17 protein-coding genes and 1 tRNA gene are annotated in these 21,986 nt (G+C 55.3%); 12 read left to right on the forward strand and 6 right to left on the reverse strand.

Features of this window, described 5'->3' with window-relative positions; translation table 11 throughout:
• Nucleotides 1-215 precede the first annotated feature (215 nt).
• The 3 genes from OZX72_RS02490 to OZX72_RS02500 all read left to right on the forward strand — a co-directional run bounded on the left by OZX72_RS02490 (nucleotide 216) and on the right by OZX72_RS02500 (nucleotide 3,342).
• Entirely contained in the window at nucleotides 216-1,568 is a 1,353-nt protein-coding gene (locus OZX72_RS02490; protein ID WP_277158847.1) for an aromatic amino acid transport family protein, read from the forward strand.
• Nucleotides 1,569-1,733: 165 nt separating this feature from the next.
• Nucleotides 1,734-3,020, forward strand: a complete 1,287-nt coding sequence (gene serS / locus OZX72_RS02495; protein ID WP_277158848.1) for a serine--tRNA ligase — start codon at nucleotides 1,734-1,736, stop codon at nucleotides 3,018-3,020.
• A 237-nt stretch (nucleotides 3,021-3,257) separates the two neighbouring features.
• A tRNA-Ser gene (locus tag OZX72_RS02500) sits at nucleotides 3,258-3,342 on the forward strand.
• Nucleotides 3,343-3,472: 130 nt separating this feature from the next.
• Here the strand turns inward: OZX72_RS02500 and OZX72_RS02505 are convergent.
• Nucleotides 3,473-4,603, reverse strand: a complete 1,131-nt coding sequence (locus OZX72_RS02505; protein WP_277158849.1) for an IS1249 family transposase — start codon at nucleotides 4,601-4,603, stop codon at nucleotides 3,473-3,475.
• 381 nt (nucleotides 4,604-4,984) lie between these two features.
• On the opposite strand from OZX72_RS02505, the gene OZX72_RS02510 reads away from it, so the two are divergent.
• From OZX72_RS02510 to OZX72_RS02535, 6 genes are all read left to right on the forward strand, one after another.
• Nucleotides 4,985-5,257, forward strand: coding sequence for a hypothetical protein (locus tag OZX72_RS02510; RefSeq protein ID WP_277158850.1), 273 nt, complete (start codon nucleotides 4,985-4,987; stop codon nucleotides 5,255-5,257).
• An 8-nt stretch (nucleotides 5,258-5,265) separates the two neighbouring features.
• Entirely contained in the window at nucleotides 5,266-5,658 is a 393-nt protein-coding gene (locus OZX72_RS02515) for a hypothetical protein (protein WP_277158851.1), read from the forward strand.
• Nucleotides 5,652-7,124 (forward strand): polymorphic toxin type 44 domain-containing protein, encoded by a 1,473-nt coding sequence (locus tag OZX72_RS02520; protein ID WP_277158852.1) that lies wholly within the window; start codon nucleotides 5,652-5,654, stop codon nucleotides 7,122-7,124. Before OZX72_RS02515 ends, OZX72_RS02520 begins: the two co-directional genes overlap by 7 nt.
• Complete coding sequence (locus tag OZX72_RS02525; protein WP_277158853.1) at nucleotides 7,081-7,512, forward strand: hypothetical protein; 432 nt, start codon at nucleotides 7,081-7,083, stop codon at nucleotides 7,510-7,512. Before OZX72_RS02520 ends, OZX72_RS02525 begins: the two co-directional genes overlap by 44 nt.
• A 93-nt stretch (nucleotides 7,513-7,605) precedes the next feature.
• On the forward strand, nucleotides 7,606-8,028 hold the full coding sequence (locus OZX72_RS02530; RefSeq protein ID WP_277158854.1) for an FxLYD domain-containing protein: 423 nt from the start codon (nucleotides 7,606-7,608) through the stop codon (nucleotides 8,026-8,028).
• A gap of 296 nt (nucleotides 8,029-8,324) precedes the next feature.
• Complete coding sequence (locus tag OZX72_RS02535) at nucleotides 8,325-8,978, forward strand: HAD family hydrolase (RefSeq protein ID WP_277158855.1); 654 nt, start codon at nucleotides 8,325-8,327, stop codon at nucleotides 8,976-8,978.
• 13 nt (nucleotides 8,979-8,991) lie between these two features.
• On the opposite strand, the gene OZX72_RS02540 is transcribed toward OZX72_RS02535, so the two are convergent.
• Together OZX72_RS02540 and OZX72_RS02545 are read right to left on the reverse strand one after the other, a co-directional pair.
• Nucleotides 8,992-9,600, reverse strand: a complete 609-nt coding sequence (locus OZX72_RS02540) for a response regulator transcription factor (RefSeq protein WP_277159340.1) — start codon at nucleotides 9,598-9,600, stop codon at nucleotides 8,992-8,994.
• Nucleotides 9,601-9,920: 320 nt separating this feature from the next.
• Nucleotides 9,921-11,474 carry an ATP-binding protein gene (locus OZX72_RS02545; RefSeq protein ID WP_277158856.1) on the reverse strand — a complete coding sequence of 518 codons (1,554 nt, stop codon included), beginning with the start codon at nucleotides 11,472-11,474 and terminating at the stop codon, nucleotides 9,921-9,923.
• Between the two features lie 112 nt (nucleotides 11,475-11,586).
• Between OZX72_RS02545 and OZX72_RS02550 the strand changes: the two genes are divergently transcribed.
• Nucleotides 11,587-13,701 carry a PspC domain-containing protein gene (locus OZX72_RS02550; protein ID WP_277158857.1) on the forward strand — a complete coding sequence of 705 codons (2,115 nt, stop codon included), beginning with the start codon at nucleotides 11,587-11,589 and terminating at the stop codon, nucleotides 13,699-13,701.
• Nucleotides 13,689-14,663 carry a hypothetical protein gene (locus OZX72_RS02555; protein WP_277158858.1) on the forward strand — a complete coding sequence of 325 codons (975 nt, stop codon included), beginning with the start codon at nucleotides 13,689-13,691 and terminating at the stop codon, nucleotides 14,661-14,663. The genes OZX72_RS02550 and OZX72_RS02555 overlap by 13 nt, the downstream gene beginning before the upstream one ends.
• A 165-nt stretch (nucleotides 14,664-14,828) precedes the next feature.
• On the opposite strand, the gene OZX72_RS02560 is transcribed toward OZX72_RS02555, so the two are convergent.
• The 3 genes from OZX72_RS02560 to OZX72_RS02570 all read right to left on the reverse strand — a co-directional run bounded on the left by OZX72_RS02560 (nucleotide 14,829) and on the right by OZX72_RS02570 (nucleotide 19,667).
• The gene (locus OZX72_RS02560; protein WP_277158859.1) at nucleotides 14,829-16,469 is read right to left on the reverse strand and encodes an acyl-CoA thioester hydrolase/BAAT C-terminal domain-containing protein; all 1,641 of its coding nucleotides are present in this window, start codon (nucleotides 16,467-16,469) and stop codon (nucleotides 14,829-14,831) included.
• A 36-nt stretch (nucleotides 16,470-16,505) separates the two neighbouring features.
• Nucleotides 16,506-17,177, reverse strand: a complete 672-nt coding sequence (locus tag OZX72_RS02565) for a DUF4125 family protein (protein ID WP_277158860.1) — start codon at nucleotides 17,175-17,177, stop codon at nucleotides 16,506-16,508.
• 108 nt (nucleotides 17,178-17,285) lie between these two features.
• Nucleotides 17,286-19,667 (reverse strand): DUF4037 domain-containing protein, encoded by a 2,382-nt coding sequence (locus OZX72_RS02570; protein WP_277158861.1) that lies wholly within the window; start codon nucleotides 19,665-19,667, stop codon nucleotides 17,286-17,288.
• 227 nt (nucleotides 19,668-19,894) lie between these two features.
• On the opposite strand from OZX72_RS02570, the gene OZX72_RS02575 reads away from it, so the two are divergent.
• Complete coding sequence (locus OZX72_RS02575; protein WP_277158862.1) at nucleotides 19,895-21,937, forward strand: DUF6020 family protein; 2,043 nt, start codon at nucleotides 19,895-19,897, stop codon at nucleotides 21,935-21,937.
• Nucleotides 21,938-21,986 lie beyond the last annotated feature (49 nt).

A 21,986-nucleotide genomic window follows, 5' to 3' on the forward strand; every position in this document is an offset into this window, starting at 1 on the left:
GATCGTTTTCGTCGCTCGCCGCCGGTCGCGATATGTCGGGTTCATCGTCTGAACTTCGTTAACACCGCAATATCGCATTCCGCGTCGGCAAGGTTATTGCCCGGTAATGCGTGATGTTTTGTTTGCCTATTGGGCAGTTTCCCAAGTTGAAGCGGATTTTCAAATAAATATCCGAAAAGTATTCCAAGAAGCAAAACATCAGAAAGTGGTATCCCATGGCAACAGCACAGAACCAGTCGGCAAAACGACGAACGCAAGACGCCCAGGCCGAAATGCCCAAAGAGAAGCAGGTCAGCGAAGACTACGCGCGCAAATGGCACGGCCAGGATGTGCGTTGGATGCTGAGCCTTTTCGGCACGGCCATCGGCGCGGGCGTCTTGTTCCTGCCAATCGACGTAGGAGGGGTCGGCACGCTCGGTCTGGTGCTGACCATCATCATCGCGTTGCCGCTGGCCTATTTTGCGCATCGTGCGATGTGCCGGTTCGTGCTTTCAGCCAAGAATCCGGGTGATGACATCACCGACGTGGTCGAGCAGCATTTCGGCTTCGGGTTCGGCATGGTCTTCACACTGATTTATTTCGCGCAGATCTTCGTGCTGCTGATGGTCTATTCCATCTCCATCACCAACACCGCCGAAAGCTTCATCGTCAACCAGTTGCATATGCACGCACCGCCGCGTGGGCTGCTTTCCCTGATTCTGATCGCGATCCTCATCGTCATCGTCACCTGTGGCACCACCATCGTCACTCGCGTAATGAGCTGGATGACATGGCCGGTCATCGCGGTTCTGGTTCTGTTTGCGCTCTACCTTATCCCGCGCTGGAACCCCTCCATGCTCACCAGCTATCCGCAGAGTGCGGGCGGCGGCCTCGACCTGGGCAAGCTGGTGCTCAACCTCTGGCTGCTCATCCCGGTGATCGTGCTCACCTTCGACCATTCCGCCATCGTCTCTTCCTTCTCCGTGAATGTGCGTTTGGAATACGGCGCGAAATACGCCGAGCGCAAGGCCATCAAAATCCTCAAGGTGGGGGAGCCCATGATGGTCGCCGTCGTGCTGTTCTTCGTCATTTCCAGCGATCTGGCGCTTGATCCGGCAAGCCTCGCCAAAGCCAAGGTCCAGAACGTTTCCATCCTGAGTTACCTCGCCAATATCCTGAACAGCCCGGTCATTTCCTGGGTTGCGGCGCTGACTTCCTTCTTCTGCATTTTCAAGGCGTTCCTCGGTCATTACCTCGGCGTCGAAGAGGGACTTGGCGGCATCATCCGCAAGGTGGCGCAGACGCGGCACCGCGTCATCAAGCGCGGCCCGCTGCGCGTGGCGGTCAATGTCATCATGTTCTTCGCCTGCTGGTTCATCGCCTGGGCCAATCCTTCCGTCATTGGCATGCTCGAGACCATGGCGGGCCCGCTGATCGCCTTCGTGCTGATGCTCCTGCCTATGTACGCCATCCACAAGGTACCGGTGCTACAGAAATATCGGGGCAAGGCCAGCAACGTGTTCATTTTCGTAGTCGGCCTCATCGCCGTCACCGCGATCTTCTACAACATCGTGGAACTGTTCATGTGATGCGGGGCGGTGGTTCTTTGAATTGTTGAAATGCGTTGTGGTAAATAATAAATGTGGATAACAGATATTGATATGTAAATATGTCAATAGAGGTGAAATGGGGCGTCTGTGGGCGGGTTTGCGGCCCGGTCATAGGTGTCCCTTTAAGAAAGTAGGGTTGAGGATATGCTAGATATTCAATTTATTCGTGAACATCCCGACGTTGTGCGGGAATCCCAGCGCAAGCGCGGGGAATCCGTCGAGCTCGTGGACGAGGTTTTGAAGCAGGACGAGACCCGCCGCGCGGCCCTGAAATCGTATGAGGAGGCGCGTGCCAGCCAGAAGGCCATGGGCAAGAAGGTCGCCCAAGCCGCTCCTGACGAGAAGGCCGCGCTGATTGCGCAGACCAAGGACTTGGCCAACAAGGTCGCCGAATACAAGAAGACTTCCGACGATGCCGCCGAAGCCTATACGAAGGCCATGTGGCAGTTCTCCAACATCGTCGAGCCTGAGGCGCCAGAAGGCGGCGAGGATGATTACGTGGTGGTGCAGAAGGTCGGCACGCCGCGTGATTTCAAGGCCGAGGGCTTCGAGCCCAAGGACCATCTGACGCTGGGTGTCGGCGTGGCCGGCATTGATATGCGTCGTGGCGTCAAGGTCTCCGGATCGCGCTTCTACTTCCTGCGTGGCGCCGTCGCCCGCATGCAGATCGCCATGCTCACCATGGCCGTTGACCAGGCCGAGGAGAACGGCTTCACGCTGGCTATCACGCCGACGCTGGTGCGCCCCGAGGTCATGGCCGGAACCGGCTTTTTGAACTCGCACGCTGACGAAATCTACCGTCTGCGCGAACCTGACGATCAGTACCTGGTCGGTACCTCCGAAGTGGCGCTCGCAGGCATGCACGAAAACGAGATTCTTGACTTGGGCAACGGGCCACTCAAGTATTGTGGCTGGTCGAGCTGCTACCGCCGTGAGGCCGGTGCTGCGGGCAAGGATACTTCCGGCATCATCCGCGTCCACCAGTTCGACAAAGTGGAGATGTTCGTCTACTGCAAGCAAGAAGAATCCCGCGAGATGCACAAGCAGCTGCTCGGCATGGAAGAGAAGATGTTGGCCAAGGTCGAGGTGCCTTACCGCACTATCGACACCGCCGCCGGCGATCTCGGTTCCTCCGCTGCCCGCAAGTTCGACAACGAGGCTTGGGTACCGACGCAGGGCCGCTACCGTGAGCTCACGTCCACCTCGAACTGCACTGAGTATCAGGCCCGTCGCTTGAACATCCGTGAGCGCACCGAGGACGGTTCCACCCGTCCGGTTTCTACGTTGAACGGCACACTGGCCACAACGCGTTGGCTCGTCGCCATCCTCGAGAACCATCAGCAGAAGGACGGCTCCATCGAGATCCCGAAGGCCATGCGTCCCTACATGGGCGGTCGCGAGGTCATCGAGCCCACCAAGTGGGAGGCATGAGACTTTTCAGTCTTCGTTATTGAAAGCGTCATGACTTAAGCTGTCAACAATCACTGAACAGTTTGGTTATGGCGCTTTTCTGTAGTTCGGCCAATTGCTATCCGGTTGAATTTTGTTGGCTGTCTGTTTATGCGCTAAACGCGGGGTGGTCGCTGACAGAGCGACGCGCCAACTGTCTGCGGGAGGTTGCTATAATTTTATACGTTGCGTTTGCGGTGCAAGCCGTTAACGCAACATGGACAGGTGTCTGAGCGGTCTAAAGAGACGGTCTTGAAAACCGTTGTGGGGCAACCCACCGCGAGTTCGAATCTCGCCTTGTCCGCTGTCAAAGGGTTTCAGGTTTCGGCTTGAAGCCCTTTTGTTTTAGGCTATTGCCAATGATTCTCATACCCTGACACTTAACTCACGTTTAGGGATACCGGCCAAATTGTGTGTCTGGTGGTCTTGGGTTTCTAGTCGGTCTGGTTGGGGTATCTGGTGGCGGTGTGGAATTCGTTCCAGTCGATGCCGGTGCCCCAGGTGGGTTCGCCGGTGGTGGAGGTCCTGCCTTCCGGGGATCGTTGCCATGCCTGCCGGTTGAGCTGTTCGATCTGTTGGTCGGTGAGGCAGTGGCGGGCGAGCCATGCGGGGCTTTCGGGGTGTTCGGTGTGCATGCGGCACCACCAGCAGATGGCCTTGATCTCGCGGATGAGGGGCAGGCCGTTGTGCTCGCGCAGCATGTTCCTCAATTGCCGGTTCCATGACTCGCACAGGTTGTTGTCCGGCGGGACCGGCTCGCCGCACTCGGGCTGCATGGTGATGAACGTGTCCATGACGTGTTCGGAGATCCGTTTGCGGATCATGGCGCGGGCGCGCACCAGCCTCCGGTGGGCGTCGGCGATGGTGCCGTCCCTGTACTTGCTCTTCTCGTCAAGGAAACCCTTCCACCTCTGTTCCCATCGGTTGTAGTCCACGAGCCAGTCGGCCATCATGCCGGCGTCCCTGACGCGGCTGAGCCGCTGCGCCAGCCTGAGCAGCTCCCTGCCGGCCTTCAGCTTGGGCCGTTTGCCGGTCAGGACCGTGATGTTCATGCAGATGTGGAACAGGCAGCGCTGCATCCGGGTGCCGGGCCACACGGCGCGCATGGCCTTGCCGATGCCGTTGCCGCCGTCACAGACCAGCACCTTGGGCGCGCGGATCTGTCGCATGAGCGCCGCCCACGAGGCGCTCGACTCGCTTCTGGCGACGTGCCAGCCGACGACGTGGCCGCCGGCGATGGCGATGAGGACGACGGCCCGCCGGTGCAGCCAGATCCCGTCGGCGTGCACCACGTCGTAACGCTGTGCGGGCAGGGGCGTGGGCGGGTTCAGCGACCACATCGTCAGGTTCCGCCGGCGCTGGGTTCGGTCCGGCACGGACGATTCCGCCTGGGCCCGCTTGGAGAACAGCCAGTCCAGGCCCGCCTTCAGGTCGAACGCGCCCCGGTCGTAGCCGCGGGTGCGGGAGGCCCCGCATTCCCTGCATCTCCACCGGGTCCTGCCCGCGCTGGTCGTCCCGTTCCTCTTCATCTTCCCGCCGCACGCGGCGCACAAGGGTGTCTCCATGCCCTCCATCGAACACGACACATTCGAACAGCCCGGACCCCATACAGCACAACGGCTCCCGTCCCGTTCCGGACACACATTCTGGCCGACCCCGAAAGTACCGGCCGGCACTTTCGAACCCATCCCACACCAGACGGGAGAACACCTCAGACCCTAAAACAGACACACATTTTGGCCGTTATCCCCACGTTTAATTTTCATGCTTTATTGTCTGTAATCCTCAAAGTGGATGGGTGCCAGAAGAGGTGCCGAGGATATGTGATCCGCCGGATCTTTGTGCTTGAGCGGTGTAAAAAGGGATTAGTTAAAAATATTATTAATAATTACAGTACGATAGTTTGATATAACGCTTGCTCATGTCTATGGATTGGGAGATATCGCATGGCAAAAAGGGAAATCAAATCGAGCGCTGTTGCGGCCCAGGAGGCAATCGGCGAACTGACCGGTCTCGATGCGTCGGGTTTCGCGAACCAGTCCGTGACTATGGGATCGGCCACGGTCGCATCTATGCAGGATGGTGCGAGTCTGTGCAACGCGTTGATGAGTGACATTTCCAATGTGGTTTCCTGTGTTCTGCTTCAGGCCAATAAGTTCCCGCGGATCGCGCATGTCATCGAGGAACGAGACGAAGCCGCCTCGCAACGATGGAAGTGAAATGAATTATGGGATACTATTCGGGGAATTCTGTCGCTCATTCGAAGCCTTCCGGTGATGAGGAAGAGGATTTGAAACGGGCCGAACGTCTTCGTCAAATCACTTCGGAACAAGAGGATCTGGAAAATCTACGCTGGCATGAAAACGCTTGCGATGAGCAGTTTGTCGAGGAGTTCTCAACGCTTGCAGGGCGAACGCGGCAAATATATGAAGATGCTGGTGCTGCTCTTTCGCAACGCAAGCAGGAACAATTGGCCATCATAGAGGACGTTGAGAGAAACGTACGTGAGTCGGCGGAACAGCATAGCGATGAGGTCAACAGATACTGTTTGGACGCTTCGATGCGGCTGGATGAAGAGGCCGACGGACTCAGGAAGAAAAGAAGGGATTCACGATGGTAGTCTATGATTCCGGTGATTCGGACGCCCTGATGAATACTCTGCAAGCCAATTTAAAAGGTGCCGGTGAGGTGTTCGGACGGCTTTCAAAAGGCAGTAGTCATCTTGTGGATACTGTGAACTCTGGGATGCTGAAGGGGGCGGCGTACACGGCCGGCAGGGAAATGTTCGTCATGTATATCGACCCGATGGTGCAAAAGCTCAACGAGGCCGTCGGGGACATGCAGAACGATTTGAACGCATACCGAGCCTCCGACGGGGAGATACGCGCAATTGACAATCACATCGACGGTGAAGACGTCAAGAGAAAGCTCGACAACACGAACCATATGATCGACGTCGTGCAGCAAAAGATCAAAGACCAAAAACGGACGTTGAGCATGCTCGTCACGCCATCGAATGAGATAGGTGCCTCGTCGGATAACTATAAAATCAGGGATGGGATGAATTCCTCGATTGATAAGCTGAACAAGCAGCTTAGCAAACTGGAAAGTCTGAAGGCCGATTACGACGAGGAAATCGTTGCCCTTAACACGTTCACCAACGACACTGCATCTCTGTTTAAAGATAGTGCACAGGTATTCAAAGATGCGATGCGGGGCGTGAAGGTCATCAACAGCACTCGCGCCAATGCAGACGGATCAATCGTCTTCCCGCCTGGCGCCGATATGAGCTGGGCGGCAGCATTAAGGAAGGACAAACTCTCCACTCCGGTTGATAAGCGGGACCCGAGTACCCTGCCTGACTCCTACCGCGCCAAAATCAAGGATATCCAAAATGATCCCACCATCACTGATTCAACAGAAAAAGCCAAAAGAATCAGAAAGGTTTACGAGGAGTGGTTGCATTCCTTGGCACCTGATGCCTTCGATGATTATGCCAAGGCCAGAAGAGAATATGATAAGAAAAAAGCAGAGTGGGAAAAGAATCATCCTCACCAAAAGTACGCCATTGGTCCGGACGATGATCCTGATGTTCTCGCTGCCGATAAGAAGCTTACCAAGGTTCTGCATTCCACCCACGTCGACATCCGTAAAGTTGCTCGTGGCTTAGGAGACGATGTTGCCAGGATTTCCGGAGCCGATGACTTAGGCGAGTTCTATGGTATGGTCCAGACCACGCAACCGCTCGATCTGAAAAGCCAGAAGACCAACGGAGAAAATTACTCGATTTGGTCGAGAGGATGGGATGGCAATCCCACAGAGAAGAACGGCGGCCCATCTCCGGACTTCCTTGGCAACTACTTGTACGGTTATTATGGTGACCAGGTTGGCATCGGCACGGACATGCTCAAGGCTGGTGCCGGTATCCAGCAAATGGTGCACGATAACGGATTCCATATCAAGGGTGACAAGGACAACATATTTAAAGATTGGGGAGATAATCCTGGCGATCAGCAGGCGATTCAGAAAGGGATGGATGACTATGAGCGACAAAAGGAAAAAGAGCAGAGTGAAGGCAGTTATTAGGCGGCACAGGTCGGGAGCCATTATCATTGGTGTTTTTGCTGGTATTCCTCTCGTCCTGATCCTGTTGGTCGTGCTGCTGGTTTTGGGGTTGATGCTGAAGTTGGATGTGATTAATCCGACTTACTGGCCGTATCAGGAGAAGACGGTGGATAGCGTTGACACTTCGCACAATGAGGATGGTGTGCTGATGTGTCTGGCCAATGAGAGCCCTGATGTCACGATCACTATCTATGACGGCGGTGGGCATAAGGTCGACTCCTCCGTTGGTGGTCCAGGGTATGAATGGCATTTTAGTGTTCCCGGCGAGAAGAAGTACACGTTCAAGGCGAAGAATACCACGGGTCATTGGGCCCATTCCAATGTGCATGAGTGCGAGCCCTATAGTTGACGTGCGGTTTTGGTGGAGGCGGATACGCCGTGCTCCAGAATCGAGAAGTCAATCCTGACGATTAGGACGCAATTCAGAAAGGAATCGATGCAAATGACCGGAAATGGCAAGAGGCACAGAATACGGGCGGCCGTTAAACGGCACAAGACGGTCATCATTGCCGTTGGCGTTCCGCTTGCCATTCCTCTCGCTGTGATCCTGCTGGTCGTGCTGCTGATTCTTGGGGTGAATCTGAAGTGGGAAGTGATTGACCCGACCTACTGGCCGCACCAGGAGAAGACGGTGTACCGATTTCATAATAATTACAGTGACGATGGGGTCAATGTGTGTGGCGTGACGACCGGAACCCCGGACATACAGGTCACGGTCTATGACGACGAGGGGCGGCAGGTACACGAGAAACGGGATGTGTCGTGGTTTGAAGTTCCTCCTAAGGAAACGTATACGTTCAAGGCCCGGAATGTCACCGACCATTGGGTTCACGCCAACGTCCATGAATGCGACATAGAGGGTTGATTGCAGAGCCGGAAAATTCTTTCTACGAAGGGAAGCTTGATTTTGATGGGGCAGGGAGGCCTATTCAGGGATTATGGTGACTATGAGGAAATCAAAACGAGATAGTTGGGTAGATTCATGACTGAAAGTAGCAAAAAACATAAGATGAGGAACGCAATCAAACGTCATAAAGTAATGTCGGCGATTGTCGGGGTAAGTTACGGGGTTGCTGAAGATAACTAAGAAGTCAACAAGCTCAATGTTTCCTACGAGACAAGCTCTGTCTTCGTCTGACGAGTCGTCTATATATTGCCAAAGTGGAAAATTCGACTGATGGTGGGAAGGGTGCGTTGTTCTTGGAAACTGCGATAACCGACGTGGTGTTTGGGCTCGATAATGTGCTGGTTCAATGGGACGGTCGGCGGCCGATTACCGGACAGTATCCTGAGGGTATCGCCGATATGATGTTCAATCCCGATGATGAGTGGGGTATGGAGTTTTACCTGGCGATGCTCGAATGCGGGTGGAGCGAGGAACGGGTCCTCGCCTCGTACGAAAAGCACCACGGGCCGGCTATTGCTTGGGTGCTCAAAATGTACCTCGACCACGAAGAAGACGGATTTGTCGGCATGATGCCGGGGATGACAGAGTTGTTGCGGGATTTGGATGATGCCGGGATTCGCTTGTGGGGACTGGCGAACACGACTAGGAAACATCTGGCCTTAGCTCAGCAGCGTTTCCGGGAACTTGGCTTGCTGCGAGACTTTATGGTTTCGTCTGAAACGGGGCTTCGACTGCCCGACCCCGTTCTGGTGCATCGTGCAATCGAGCATTTTGGTATTGATTCAAGAACCGCTCTGTTCGTCGATAGCAATGAGCAAATCGTCAAGAAGCTTGAAAACTTTGGTTTTCAAACAATCGGATTCAAAGACGCAAACAGCTTGCGAAACAATATTTCAGCACTCGCCTGAATTTTTTGCGTTCTCACACAATCCTACGGTCAGCGGCCCAGCGGGTGAGCTCGGTGCGGTTGGAAAGCTGGAGCTTTTTGAGCACGGCGCTGACGTGGGTTTCCACCGTCTTGATGGAGATGAACAGTTCGGCGGCGATTTCCTTGTAAGTGTAGCCGCGCGCGATGAGGCGCATGACCTCCTGCTCGCGGTGGGAAAGTTTGTCGAGTTCGTCGTCGTGCTCGGCCTGGCCCGCGCCTTGGAAGGTGGAAAGTACGAATCCGGCCAGTTTCGGGGAGAAGACGGCGTAGCCTTCGTTCACTTGGATGATAGAGGAAATCAGGTCGTCGCCGCTGATGGTTTTGGTGACGTAGCCGCGGGCGCCCGCGCGAATCACTGCGCCAACATCCTTCGGCGAGTCAGAAACGGAAAGTGCGAGAAACGCGGAATCAGGGGAGAGCGGGTGCGACTTGAGCAGTATTTCCGCGCCGCCGCCGCCTTCGCCGCCGGGTACGTGGACATCGAGCAAAACCACGTCCGGTTTGGTATCGGCAATCATCGCCACCGAACCTTCGACATCGGGTGCCTGCCCGACGATGGTGAAATGCGGGCTCAGCGTGGCGATGACACCGGCCCGGAACATCTCGTGGTCGTCGACAACGGCGATGCGAATGGCGTGGTGCGCTGCGGTTGGCAGGTTGTCGTTTGGCAATTCGGTATTCGACTGGATGGCTTTATCTGCTTCGTTGCTAAATGTGTTGTCGTTCATGCTGTTGCTGTTGTTCGTTTCCCTCATACTGTTACCAATCATATCTGTTTGGTTCTATTCGCTTTGTCCGATGTTTTGACTTGCTGTGCCGTTTGGCAAGTGATCAATATCCTGAATGCTGATATCGTGACATTTCGCATCAGTGTGGATTGATTGTCTCGGAAACAGCGATTGCGTTATTCGCATACCTAATATCATTGTTTGCTCGTTTCCATTTGAGCTTTCTCCGCCATCGTTTTGTCAGCGCTGCCGTTTTCCTTGGGAATCGGCATGGTCATGTGCACTTCCGTTCCCCAATTCGGGCGCGAGACGATGTTGACACTGCCGCCACGTCGTTCGATGCGGCCAATGATGGACTGACGGATGCCGAGCCGGTCCGGCGGGATCGCGTCCTGATTGAACCCGTTGCCATGATCGCGCACGAAAACTTCGGCCTGTGCTGCGCCGACTTCGCAATAGACTGAAATCGGTTCCGCTCCATGCTGCGCGGCGTTGAGCATCGCTTGCTCGCTGGCGTTGAGCAGTGCGTCGGTCTGGGCGCTGGGCTGCGTGTCGCCGACGGTCACCACATCGATGGGTTCACCGAACTGGTCTTCGATGCGTGCCGCAATCTCCTTAAGCCCGGTGCTCACCGACCGGTCCGAAGGTATCCGTTCCTGATAAAGCCACCGACGCAGCTCTCGTTCCTGCTTACGAGCCAAAGTAAACACGGTTTTGGGCTCGTCGCTGTGCAGCTGAATCAGTGCAAGCGTCTGCAGTACGCCATCGTGCAAGTGCGCGGTCATGTCAGCGCGTTCCTCTTCGCGTTCCTTCAGCGCGTGCTCGTGGCTCAGTTCGTGGATGAACCGGTTCGCGAGCGGGATGATAGCCAATGCAACCCCTGCCAACAGCGCTACGCCGGCAATTGCCGCGGAAAATGGCAGGTGATGGCTGAATGAATAGGAATCGGCGCAAATGAAGTAGCCGATCGCCATCAGGACCACGCCAATAAGCAGGTAACGTATTTGTCCGTCCTTGGCGTTGAAGCGGATCCAAGCTACGCCGATGCCGCACAATGCCATGAAAATGCCGAAGGTAAGGTCGCCGGGCAGTGGGCTGGTTTCCAAAACCACTGCCAATGCAATCAGAACGATACCGACCAATGCAATAATCGATGGTTTCGAAGCACTTTTGAAAGCCTGCGCAAGGTTTTCGGGGACATTGTTGGTTTCGTCGTTTTCTGATCCATTCGCGTTCGCGTTGCCTATTGCGGCAGGTGACGACGAAGATGAATGGGGCATTTGCTGCCGTACGTCAGAGGAATCAGCGGTATCGGCGATATTGCCGGATAAGGGATTGCTGCCGTTTCCGTATTGTGTGTTTGCGATAGTGTTGGCATTCCCATACGACAAAGGCGCATTCGCAGTTCTTCGTTCGGCTTCGCGCCGTTCCTGTTCGGCGGTAACCGGGTCTCCGGCCGGAACGAACGCCCACAAGAAGATATAGGCCACGATGCCTGCACCGAAAAGAAACGTTGCGGCTACGAAAGCCAAGCGAATCCAGGCCGCGGGCACGCCCAAGTGCAGGCTCAAACCCCGGCATACCCCGCAGAAGACGCGCTTCTTTTTCGGACGCAGTAGCGGCAGACGTTGTTTCGGGGTCACCGGGAATCCGCCGGCCGGTGCATATTGCTGCCAAGGGTATGCCGGCTGGTTGCGCTGGCTTTGGTATGGTCCGCGATTGCCTGGTGCGTTCTTCGATGGCTTCATACTTCCATTGTGCATGATTTTGCGGTTTTCAGGGTGAGTTCTGGCAAAAATCAGGGTTAAATCAGGGTGTTCCCTGACCCCTTTCAGCGTTTCCGAGTGCTGTAATGGAATCATGAGCAACAATACATTCGGTCACGGCTCCCAACAGCCGAATAATATGAGCAACCCCGTTCCGTCTCGGCACGACAAGATCGACCGTTTCTTCGCATGGATTCGCGGCAGCGGGCTGATGCGCGGCAACAACCGCTGGATCGCAGGCGTATGCGACGGCATTGCGGTGCGTTATGGGCTGAGTCCTGTTTTCGTGCGTGCGGTGGTCGCCGCCTCCACGCTGGTCTGCGGTTTCGGTGCGGCATTCTACGCGGCGGCGTGGGTGTTGCTGCCGGATTGCCGTGACGGCAGGATTTCCGGCGAGGAACTGGTTTATGGCCAATGGCAATGGTCATTGCTTGGTCCAATTATTTTCATGATCATCGCGTTCTGTTTCCCGGGTATCGGCGTGCTGCTGGCCATCGTCGCGGTGGCGGTACTGCTGATTATGATCAACAGCCTTGCGAACAAGGCGCAGCAGCAGCGCGGAGCCGCTTACGCGAACAACGGGCCAGGGCAACAAGGTCAATATCAGGGTCAGTATCAAGCACGCGCGCAGTCTCCGCAAGGCCAATATCAAGCTCGCCCACAGCAGCCGCAAGGTCCATCTCAGGCCGGTCCGATACCTTATGCCCCTTCTGGCAGCGCAAATCCGACTTTTTATGGAAGCGCGAATTCTGCGCCGTACGCTGCGCAACCTTGGCCGCAAACGCAGGGTAATCTGCAAGCTGGAAACCAAGGAGCGCAAGAAAACCAAGGAAACAACGAGGCGACGTTTCGCGAACAGAATGGCGTGAACCCGGGCGATCGTATGGAAGATGCCGATGTGAACGTGCGTGAGGATAATTCCGACGCGAAGCCGAATTCGTCGGATGACCATATCGATAACGTTGATTCCAGCGGTACCGGAACGGGTCAGAACCACTTTGACGATGGAGGTCAGACCTATTCAGTCGATGCCCGGAACCCTCAAAATGGAGCTTGGAATGGGCATCAAAACGCTTTCGGCTTCAACGGCCGGCCTTCCGCGCAATCCTGGGCTTCGCCGTTTGCCGCTGGTACAGCGCAGGAATCCGCCGCTCCTCCTACTTATATGGCCGAACCGACGCAGCCTTATCAACAGAGCCAGGCGCAAAGTGCGGTAAGGTCGTGGGGGTCAAGGCGCGCGCGACGCAAGCCGGCCGGATTCGTGATCGTCTTGCTTGCGCTCGGTGTCATCCTTCTTTCAGGAGCACTTGTTGCAATACAATGCTTCAACAATGGCGGCTATATCAGCACCGTCTTCCAATATGGGACGTACTGGATTGGCGGGGTGTTGCTGGGTTTGGGCGTGCTCATCGCCATCCTTGGCCTGACCGGGCATCGCGCCGGAGGGCTGCATCCCTTGGTCTGGATAGCGGCGTTCGTGGCGGTCGTGTTCGTCATTGGCGATATCGGCTATTCGACTGTATTGACCAGTATGGAACAAACGAACACTACGTATCATCATGTCAATCTCAGCGGCTTCAAAGCTATTGACGGCAGCGATGACCAGCAATTCAGCAAGCTTGAGCAAGGAATTGCTGTTAAGGGGGAAAGGCTTGATGATCAGGCACTCAATATTGATATGAGTGACTATGCCAAGACCCATGGCACTCATAAGATCACTCTCGTGGATGGCACCACTGTCGAATCTGGCTGCCCGACCGGTACGATCAAGTTGACGGCGCAGCAGGCCACGGTATTCATTACATTGCCTGCAGGCTGTTCATATGGGCTTACTACCGATTACTCGGATTTGGGGCCAAATGGCCTTAGCGATGCCGAGAGAGGCCTCACAAGCGCGGGATATCCGTTGAATACTGGTATCGGTACCAGATCTCTGGGCACTGGCTATGTGGCGTTGCGGCGCGGAGAGGCAATCGAGGTTTTCGGTTCCAGCCGTGAGCTCATCGCCTCTGATAGCAGGTATCGAGATGAAAAGGAATATCAATGGGCCACGGATATGCAAAAGTTGCCAAAGAGCAGTGTCGAGCTTCGCATTGAGGCGCCAGCTGTTGTTGAAGGCCGCGTGACGGTGCAATATCCCGAGGAAAGTACGGTGCCAAGTTATGCGCAATTCGCCAAAGGCAAGACTGACGGAACATGGAGGCGATGAAAATGCGTGACGAATCCAACAGGGAGAACGAAATGACGAACCTGACTTCCGATAACGACTTTGTTGAAACCCAGACGATGCCGGCTCAGAACCTTCGTGCTGATACCGACGATAACGACGACAATAAAGTCATGCCTGTCCAAAATGGTAATGACGATACCGCCGAGACCATGCTGGTTCAGAATAGTAGTGCCGATGCTGCCGATACCGAGGCTATGCCGCCTTCGAACGATAATGACGATACTACCGAGACCATGCCGGTTCAGAATTTCGACACTGCTGCCGCCTCGGAGGCCGTGACGATTCAAAGTAGTGCTGATGATACTACTGAGACCTTGCCGGTTCAGAACGCTGATACCGTTACGACCGGCACTGAAGACGATAATCTTGCGCAAGATGATAATGCTGCAAACAATTCGTCTGAGGCGGGAGAAGGCGGAAGTGAGGCCGGGTCCCAGCTTGGAACTGAAACGCCAGCAGGCGCTGAAACCGAGACCGGGATTGGAATGGCGGCTGAAACTGAAGCTGGGGGAGTAGCCGAAACGGGAACTAAGACTTGGAATGAAACCGGAACTGACAGTGCCTTTTCGGGTGTGCCGCCGCAGCCTGGGCATGTGCTGCCGTCGAATTTCGCCAGTGGGCCCGCCCCCTCCAGCGCCTACGTACGTGTGCCGCGCGATGTGCCGCAGCAGATGCCAAAGCCGCAGCCACCTACCGGCCCGAGCAAGGCGACTATCATATTGAGCCTGTTTCCGCTGTGTCTTGGTGCTCTGATGCTGATTGTCGGTTCGGCGTTTCCCATGGTGTTCGCGCCGGTATTGGGAGGTGTCGATGTGCGCTCGCTGATCGCTTTATTCGTCGTTGTGCTGGGGGCGTTGCTGATCGGATTGGCGGTCTTGCTCGGTCTGGCATCGCTGATTCACAAGGGCACTGCGAAGTGGAAAGCCAGAAGACGGCAGTAAACTGCTTCTGGAATAATGGTAGTATGCCAACGACGCCTGCGCGACGATAATGACGTTGCATGGGCGTCGTTTGGTTTGGTCAACATTCTATTACATACAAACATGAAAACGTTGGAGCGTTATTGTCTAACTCCCATTGGCTTTCAATGATTCTGCAAGTGCCTTTTAAAGACTAAAGAGTCCAAAGAACGTCATCATTACCAGCGAAACCACGGCTGCGATAACGCACAATGCAGTAACGATAAAGTGTGCGGGAGTCCAGAAGCTTTGGAAATGCTTACTGCACGAATGCCAAAGTTCTCTAATCAGCCAAGTGAACAACGCAACGTTGATCAAGGCGATGACTTGCATCAACGCCCATCCCCAAGTGAGAAGAGTGCCTCGCGAAGTGAGTGTCAGCGCTGATTTCGCGGCGATGATGACGTAAACGAAGAACATCACGATGCCTAATATCGCGCAACAGCCGTTTAGGGCCAACGCTGCTGTGAGGCGATGCGGGAACCGGTTATGATCAGTATCCCCCCAAGAGAGTCGAACTCTTGTTGTTTTTGTCGAAGTTCGGTTTACGAGATTCTTGTCGGTCAGACTTGAAGAATCTTGTTTGGAACGTTGCCTTGCATGTCCAATTGCAATACAAATACCGACGATTCCCGCCATTGAGATACACAAAACTATCGCGGCTAGCAACACCAATATCGTGCTCAGCGATCCGATGAGTCCAGGTTTGACGTTGGCGGGGACAGCGAGCCGTTGGTGTGGCTGGTCTCCCGCGATTTGAGGCGTGACCCATCCGTCGGCTTTTGTACCGGCGGCAATGGCGTTCGTCCAGTCTTCGAGGTCGTGCGTATAGTGCATATCGAGGGGCAGACCGGGCACGGATGTGTGGGCGCCAACGCGCATCTGGTGATTGGCGTGGTAGTAACGCACGAGCACATTGCGATTGCCGGCCGCTCTCGTTGCGTCAACGATGTCGGTTGCGCCCTGCTCGATGGGCATGGAAAGATCGTCGGTGCCGAAGCTGACCAGTAGCGGCATCGTGAGGTCTTTTAGATACCGTTCGGCGGGGAAATCGGCATATTGCAGTCCGAGCGGGGCAAAATCAAGCCCGATGAATTTGTTGACATCGTGATTGAGTGCTTTGGGTGCGCCGATGTAGTCGACATAGGTGTTGGCGGCCATCGCCATTTGCCGACGTCCAGAAACCGCCGGCGGTGAGGTCAACATCATGAAGGGGATCGCGCCCGGATGCCGATGTGCCATTGCTTCGGCGATCCATGTGCCTTCGGATTCTGCATAGATGCCGGTCTGTGCGGGGTCGACGTCGAGTTGCGTTTGCAGGGTTTTCAGCGAGGTCATATAGTCTTCGGCCATTGCGTAATAATCGCGGTGGAACGTGGTGTAGGTGTCAAGTCGTTTGTCGGGCACCAGCGTGACGATGCCTGCCGAACTCATAGCCGAAGCGATGTCGCCGTATACTTCGCTGGCTTTGCCGGTACCCGCCCCGTGAATGAACAAAGTCGCTGGTCGTTTGCCAGGTGCGCCGACAGGAGATCGTAAAATGGCGTTGATGGTGACGTCCGGGGCGAGCTTGATGCGTAGGTTCCTCGTCTTGACCTGGTAAGTGCCTTCCTGAGCGGTTTTGGTGTCACGGGCCTGAATCGCGGAATTTGTTGAAGCGACCTTGATATGTTGCGTCAACGGTTCCACGCTCCACTGTGGAGTCATTGCGGCACCCAACGTCGTCAAAACGGCGACAAGTGCGACAAAGATGGCCAGTGAGGGGAGGAATCGTTTCAGTAATCGCATTCGTGTCACTCTAACGCGTCGCGTCTATTTTTACGCCTACTGTTGTAACGCTTCGGCCTCGTCAAGCGACTGGAAGCCGCCGAGCAGCACGGTGTTGCGGATGGTCTCTTCGGTAAGGTTGCGGTTGGCTGCAGCGAGTTGTGAAATGAAATTGCTATACAGTTCAAACGTCTTGTCGGAATATGTGCCGAGTTCGCCGCGAAGGTAGGTCTCGAACGATGTTTTTTCGTGGGTGTCTTCTGAGGTGTGCAGCACGCGCATCTCACGGCCGAGCTTGGGGTAGCGGGCTCGGAAATCGTCAGCCCACGCCACTTGTTGCGCAATGACCTTTTCCTGTTCGGCGATGCGTTCGGAAGAATGTGTGGGGATATACGGTTCGATATTGGCATGGTATTCTTCGGGCCAGGTCGAAATCATCATGCGCCCGTATTTCTCGGTGATGAGGTTGCGCCCGACGCGGTCCGCTTCGTCGAGGTCATCGGCATAGCTTTTCAGCAGCGGCACGGGCCAGGTCATGAACTGGCTGGCACGCATTTGGTGGAATGTCGGCCAATTGCCTTGGCAGGCCGCGCGGCCGCCCTCATTGTCCGTCTTCTGGAACTGGTCCCACTCATGCTTGACCACGTGTTCCAGCAGGTCAAGTCGTGCCTGATCTGCTGGGGTCGCGCGGTTTTCGTGTTCCGTTTGCTTCGTTGCGTTCTCAGTCATCGTTGCTCTTTTCTTCGGTATGCCTGCGTCGCATATCGTTATCGGTTCATTTGTTGACACTCTGCCATCCACTTTAGTGGTTTTAACAGAGGATTTTTGCAATATGATTTATAGGCTATGCAACACCGGATTATCGTTGGAGATATGTGCCTCGACGTACGGTCGCTGCCATTCGAGGAATTCCTCGTCGCTATTGGTCAGGCCTTCGTTTTTGAGCTCCGCAACGATTTCTCCGCAGATGTGTTCGACGGTCGATTGAATCTGTTCCTGCGCGGGGGCTGAACCTTTGCCGCCCTCGCCGAATCCGGCACCGCCGAAGCAAGCCGCTGAGGAAAGTCGCAGTATGGTTTCGAGCTGTTCACAGACATCCGGCAAGAGCGTCGATATGCGCCCGGAAAGTCGTCGAAGCGCCGCGAACTGCCACTTGTAATAAGGCATGTATCCAGCGCGAATCGGTTCGTTGATCAGAAAGACGAACGAGCAGACGTTGGTGGTGAACTCGCGGATGGAAAGCCATGCCGCCGCTCCGTCGCCACGTTTGAGCATGCGGGGCAGGTTGTATTGGCCGGCCTGTGCAATCATGCCGAGTCGCCGGGAAATCAACGAAAGTCGCACGTCATCAGGCATCAGTTTGAACCCTTGCCGGGTCTTGGAAACGGCGCCGAGCGGGTCGGCGAAGATCTCGCCGTTGGTCGCCGCAGCGAGCGTCGGTTCGTCGAGCAGCAGCCATTCGTGTGGTTTATCGTCGTTGGGAGCTGCTGGATAGCCCGTGATTCCGGCAAAGAAATCACTGATGCGGAAGACGCCGGTACGTCGTGAGCCTCCCTGCGCCCGAGCTGTGGACTCGCGCGGCCCAAAACCCATGAATTCCTGAGGCAGCGCCTCGTAGTCGGCCTGCAGTTTCTCGCCGATTGCGTCGTAATCCTCGTCGGTGAGCCACAAGCAGAAGCCGGGCCCGAAGTCATGATCCTGCGAATATTGGTCGTCGAAGCCGTAGCATTCCGAGCCGTGGCCGACCAGACCAGCGGCGATGCGCCCTTGATATTCAGGGTATTTCTCGGCAATCATCGGTTTGCCGTATCGCTCCCAGTAAGCCCGTGCGAGTTTGAGCCCGGAGATGGCCGGCTTGCTTGCTCTTGCCGTCTTATCGGAAGTAGATGATTCGTTATTATTCGAAGTCACCGAGGTATTGTTTTTTGCTTGTTCGGACGGAATTGAGGGATTGGCATTGCTGTTGATTTCCTCGGTGTTCCCGTTCCTTACGGTGTCGAAGTTGTTATCTGATTCCGCCGTTCCATTATTTCCGGCCGTTTCCCGCGCCGCCTGTGCAGTTTCCTCGACCTGCGCCAGATTCCCCGCCGTGATGCGGTAATAATCGGTATCGGTTCCATAACATTCTTCAATGACTTTGAGCGCTTGACGATAGGAGTCGATGGCCTTGTCGAAAAGCCCCGAGGCGAAGCAGGTCTGCGCGTATCCGGCCAACGCTGAGGCGAAGTGTGCGCTGTGCTCGAGATGTCCGTTTTTATAGATTTCCAGTGTTTTCAAGGAATGTTTCATCGCCTGCTCAAGCAGCGAGTCGGCAGTTTCGGATGATGCTGAATTATCGGATTCTGGCTGATTCCGCGATTGTTTAGAGGTGGATGCCGATTGCATCGATTGCGGTGCTGAATCCGCGGACTTCTCGGCTTTTGCGGATACCGGATCTGAGGTGTTCTGGGACGACGATGACGATGTCGAAGTACGTGGTCCGTCCTGCCTCGCTTGCTGTTCGCTCCGCGCCGCCTCGGTCGCCCGCTGCAACAGCACAAGCGCAAGATTGGTATGCGTGGAGGCTACGTCGATGTCGGTTTCCGGATCAGTGCTCGAAGCCTCAAGAATGGAAAGCGCTTTTTCAAGCTCGGCCTGCGCCTCCTTGAGTTTCCCGGTTTCGCTATAGAGCATGGAAATGTTGTTGTGCAGTGCTGCCATTCGCCGGTCGGTCGGTGCCAGCGTCTTTTGCGCCGATGCCAACGCCTGCTTATACAAATCCTCGGCTTGGTCGTAGTGCTTGGCCGCACGCATCCCGGTCGCCGCATTGATGAGCGTCGTCGTCCACGCCTCGGTGCCTTCGATGCCCATCTTCAAACCCAGTTCCAGTGCCCGCTGAATGACCCACTGATTGTCTTCGTGCCGTCCGTGTGAACGGTAGAAGCCCATGGTCTCGTTCAACACAGTCAAAAGCCCCGCGTCATCACCGGCATTCTCTGCATCGACCATCGCCTGCTTGAGGTACGGTTCGGCTTTGTCTCTGGCCTCGTGCGCGTCGAATAAAGCGTCGAGTCCCTTCAAGAATTTTTCGGTGTCGAACGTAGCGTTGGCCGAGGGCGTCGGTGCAGCCGCGTTGTTCGGGTCGCTGGCGTCGTCGGGTTCTCCCGGAGTCGCAGAATGCTCCTCGCTGAAAGCCCGCAAAAGTTCCTCGGGCGTCTTGCCTTGCGCGTTGTCGTCCATGACTGCTCCTTTGTCGTTTCCTGCCTCAAGTCTATTGCCGGATATGATATTCAACGGCTTCATTTCGGTGTGAGCTATGTCACATGTAGAAGGTTTGGTATTGGAATCGCGCGAAAAGAAGTGCATGAAACGAAATCTGTATTTCGACGAACCGGCACGCTAGACTGGCCATAGATATATGGAACAGGTTTGATACGGCGGTGGCCGGCAATCGCAGGGGAGCAGCGGTGAAGGATAAGAAAATTGGCCGATCCGGCGATACGTTGGTGATTCAGGAAGCCGCCATCGATATCAAAACCGGTTCGCGCGGTGGTAATCCGGATGATAACGATAATCACCAACGCTTGCAGACCCCAGCTGTACCTGCCGATAGCAGCGTATGGTCGGAATTCCGACACTTCCTTCAGCCTTCTAAAATCGGCTTGCTGATTCCCGTCGTGCTTGGTTTCATGGTGGCCTGTTCAAGTCAGGCCGCGCAGTTCGGTTGGGTTCCCTTCGACCACGTCTACCTCTATTTGCAGGCGGTCTGTTATGCCATGCTGTTTGCCGTAATGTATATGGTCGCGTTCCGTGGCGTTGAATTTGCAAGAACTCGCGCGTTCGACAGTTCCAAAATAAATGCCAGCAAACATGAAGTAGCCTCAAGGGATATTTCGAATACCGCCGACCAGAGAACGGTCTCCAAGATTCGCCGTTACTTCCATTTCCGTTATATCGAGCGCCCGTCCGCCATTACCGCCGATGCCTCGATACTGCTGTGCTGCTGGCTGCCGTATATCATCCTGCTATTCCCGGGAGTGATTCATTTCGATACCGGCGACCAGATTGCGGAATACTACGGTATGCCGTTATACGGTATGAACGCTGGTAAAATCTGGGATCATCACCCCTTCCTCGACACTTATTTATACGGTTGGTTCGCCTCCTTGGGCAAGGCACTTTTCGATAATTACAACATTGGCATGTATGTATACGCGCTGTTGCAGGCCGTTGGTTTCGCCTTCGGTATCGCATGGCTGCTGGCTTACTTGAGTAAAACCAACCTCAACCGCAAGCTTTTGCACGGTTTTGCCGCGTTCTTCTGTTTTTTCCCAGTAGTGCCGATGTGCGTGATGTCAATCGCCAAAGATACGACCAGTGCAATGCTCTTCGTTCCGTGGGCGGTAATGTATTGCAAATTGGTCGACAGCAAACTTGAACTGACACGCAACCCGTGGTTCATCACCGCCTTCGCACTTGACGGGCTACTGGTCGCGTTGACCAAAAAGCTTGGGCTCTATATCGTCGTGTTGTGTCTGCTCGCATTGCTTATCGGCAAGTTCGCGGCGAAATTCAAGGCGACGCTGACGGCGCTCGCGGTGGTGCTGTTTGTCATTGTGGACATGGCCTTGCCGAAATTCGCCTACCAGCACATCAACGTCGTACCGGGCACGCCCGAAGCCGCGCTTGCCCTGCCGATTCAGATGATGGCCCGCGCCGCGCATGACCATCCCGACGCTATCAGCGACGCAGACCGCGATGCCGTCGACAATTACATCGAATATTCATGGGACCAGATCGGTCGCGATTACGACCCGTGGCTTGCCGTGCCGGCCATCGGTTGGACGGTGAAAGGCAAAGTGCCGGTTTCGCGGTTCGCCAAGGCTTGGCTTGACGTCGGCCTGCGTCATCCCGACTCGTACCTGCAGGGTTTCTTCTGTCTGGAAGCCGGGTGGATGACCTTCGATGCCTTCAGTGTCAAGAACCAGCCGATTCCCAAGCCGGTTTCGGTGGTGATGCTGCCGATGACTACCTCCGACACCGCCTCTTATACCTACGGCGTGCTCCAGCCACATACCCCGCCCACGGAGGCCAGCGAGACGGTGAAACAGCTTTACCGCACCATCGTCGATACGCCAGGTATCAACATTCCGTTCTTCATGGCGTTGTGGACCTCGGTTTTGCCGGGATTCGTATTGTATTACCTGTGGAGGCGCAGGAAAGAACGTAAGCGCGCTGCTGCGAACAGCCTCGGCAATAAAGATGATGGCGATCTCGCGTCTCGTATTATTGCTGACGGACGCAGCTTGTTGCTCAAATGCCTGCCGTGGCTTTTGACTGCCGCCAGCCTCTACGTCTGCGCCGAAAGCATGTCGCGCCCCGGCCGTCCTTCGCCCACGCGGTTCGTTTTCCAGCTAGTGCTGCTTACTCCGATGGTGGTCGGTTTCCTGTGTTCGGGTCATGAATCGCAAGGGCAAATTGCGCCTGATTCGGCTGATTCCAAACAGTAATTCCATGTAAAAGTAGTCGTGAATTTCAGATACGAAATAGTCGTATCCT

This window comes from Bifidobacterium sp. ESL0769, from assembly GCF_029395495.1.
GTDB lineage: Bacteria > Actinomycetota > Actinomycetes > Actinomycetales > Bifidobacteriaceae > Bifidobacterium.

What these genes read in the sequence shown, in the direction of transcription:
- OZX72_RS02510 (WP_277158850.1), top strand. Translation starts at nt 4,985, where the DNA reads ATGGCAAAAAGGGAAATCAAATCGAGCGCTGTTGCGGCCCAGGAGGCA.
- OZX72_RS02560 (WP_277158859.1), bottom strand. Translation starts at nt 16,469, where the DNA reads ATGCGATTACTGAAACGATTCCTCCCCTCACTGGCCATCTTTGTCGCA.
- OZX72_RS02550 (WP_277158857.1), top strand. Translation starts at nt 11,587, where the DNA reads ATGAGCAACAATACATTCGGTCACGGCTCCCAACAGCCGAATAATATG.
- OZX72_RS02545 (WP_277158856.1), bottom strand. Translation starts at nt 11,474, where the DNA reads ATGAAGCCATCGAAGAACGCACCAGGCAATCGCGGACCATACCAAAGC.
- OZX72_RS02525 (WP_277158853.1), top strand. Translation starts at nt 7,081, where the DNA reads ATGAGCGACAAAAGGAAAAAGAGCAGAGTGAAGGCAGTTATTAGGCGG.
- OZX72_RS02505 (WP_277158849.1), bottom strand. Translation starts at nt 4,603, where the DNA reads ATGGAGACACCCTTGTGCGCCGCGTGCGGCGGGAAGATGAAGAGGAAC.
- OZX72_RS02555 (WP_277158858.1), top strand. Translation starts at nt 13,689, where the DNA reads ATGGAGGCGATGAAAATGCGTGACGAATCCAACAGGGAGAACGAAATG.
- OZX72_RS02540 (WP_277159340.1), bottom strand. Translation starts at nt 9,600, where the DNA reads ATGTTCCGGGCCGGTGTCATCGCCACGCTGAGCCCGCATTTCACCATC.
- OZX72_RS02565 (WP_277158860.1), bottom strand. Translation starts at nt 17,177, where the DNA reads ATGACTGAGAACGCAACGAAGCAAACGGAACACGAAAACCGCGCGACC.
- serS (WP_277158848.1), top strand. Translation starts at nt 1,734, where the DNA reads ATGCTAGATATTCAATTTATTCGTGAACATCCCGACGTTGTGCGGGAA.
- OZX72_RS02490 (WP_277158847.1), top strand. Translation starts at nt 216, where the DNA reads ATGGCAACAGCACAGAACCAGTCGGCAAAACGACGAACGCAAGACGCC.
- OZX72_RS02520 (WP_277158852.1), top strand. Translation starts at nt 5,652, where the DNA reads ATGGTAGTCTATGATTCCGGTGATTCGGACGCCCTGATGAATACTCTG.
- OZX72_RS02530 (WP_277158854.1), top strand. Translation starts at nt 7,606, where the DNA reads ATGACCGGAAATGGCAAGAGGCACAGAATACGGGCGGCCGTTAAACGG.
- OZX72_RS02570 (WP_277158861.1), bottom strand. Translation starts at nt 19,667, where the DNA reads ATGGACGACAACGCGCAAGGCAAGACGCCCGAGGAACTTTTGCGGGCT.
- OZX72_RS02515 (WP_277158851.1), top strand. Translation starts at nt 5,266, where the DNA reads ATGGGATACTATTCGGGGAATTCTGTCGCTCATTCGAAGCCTTCCGGT.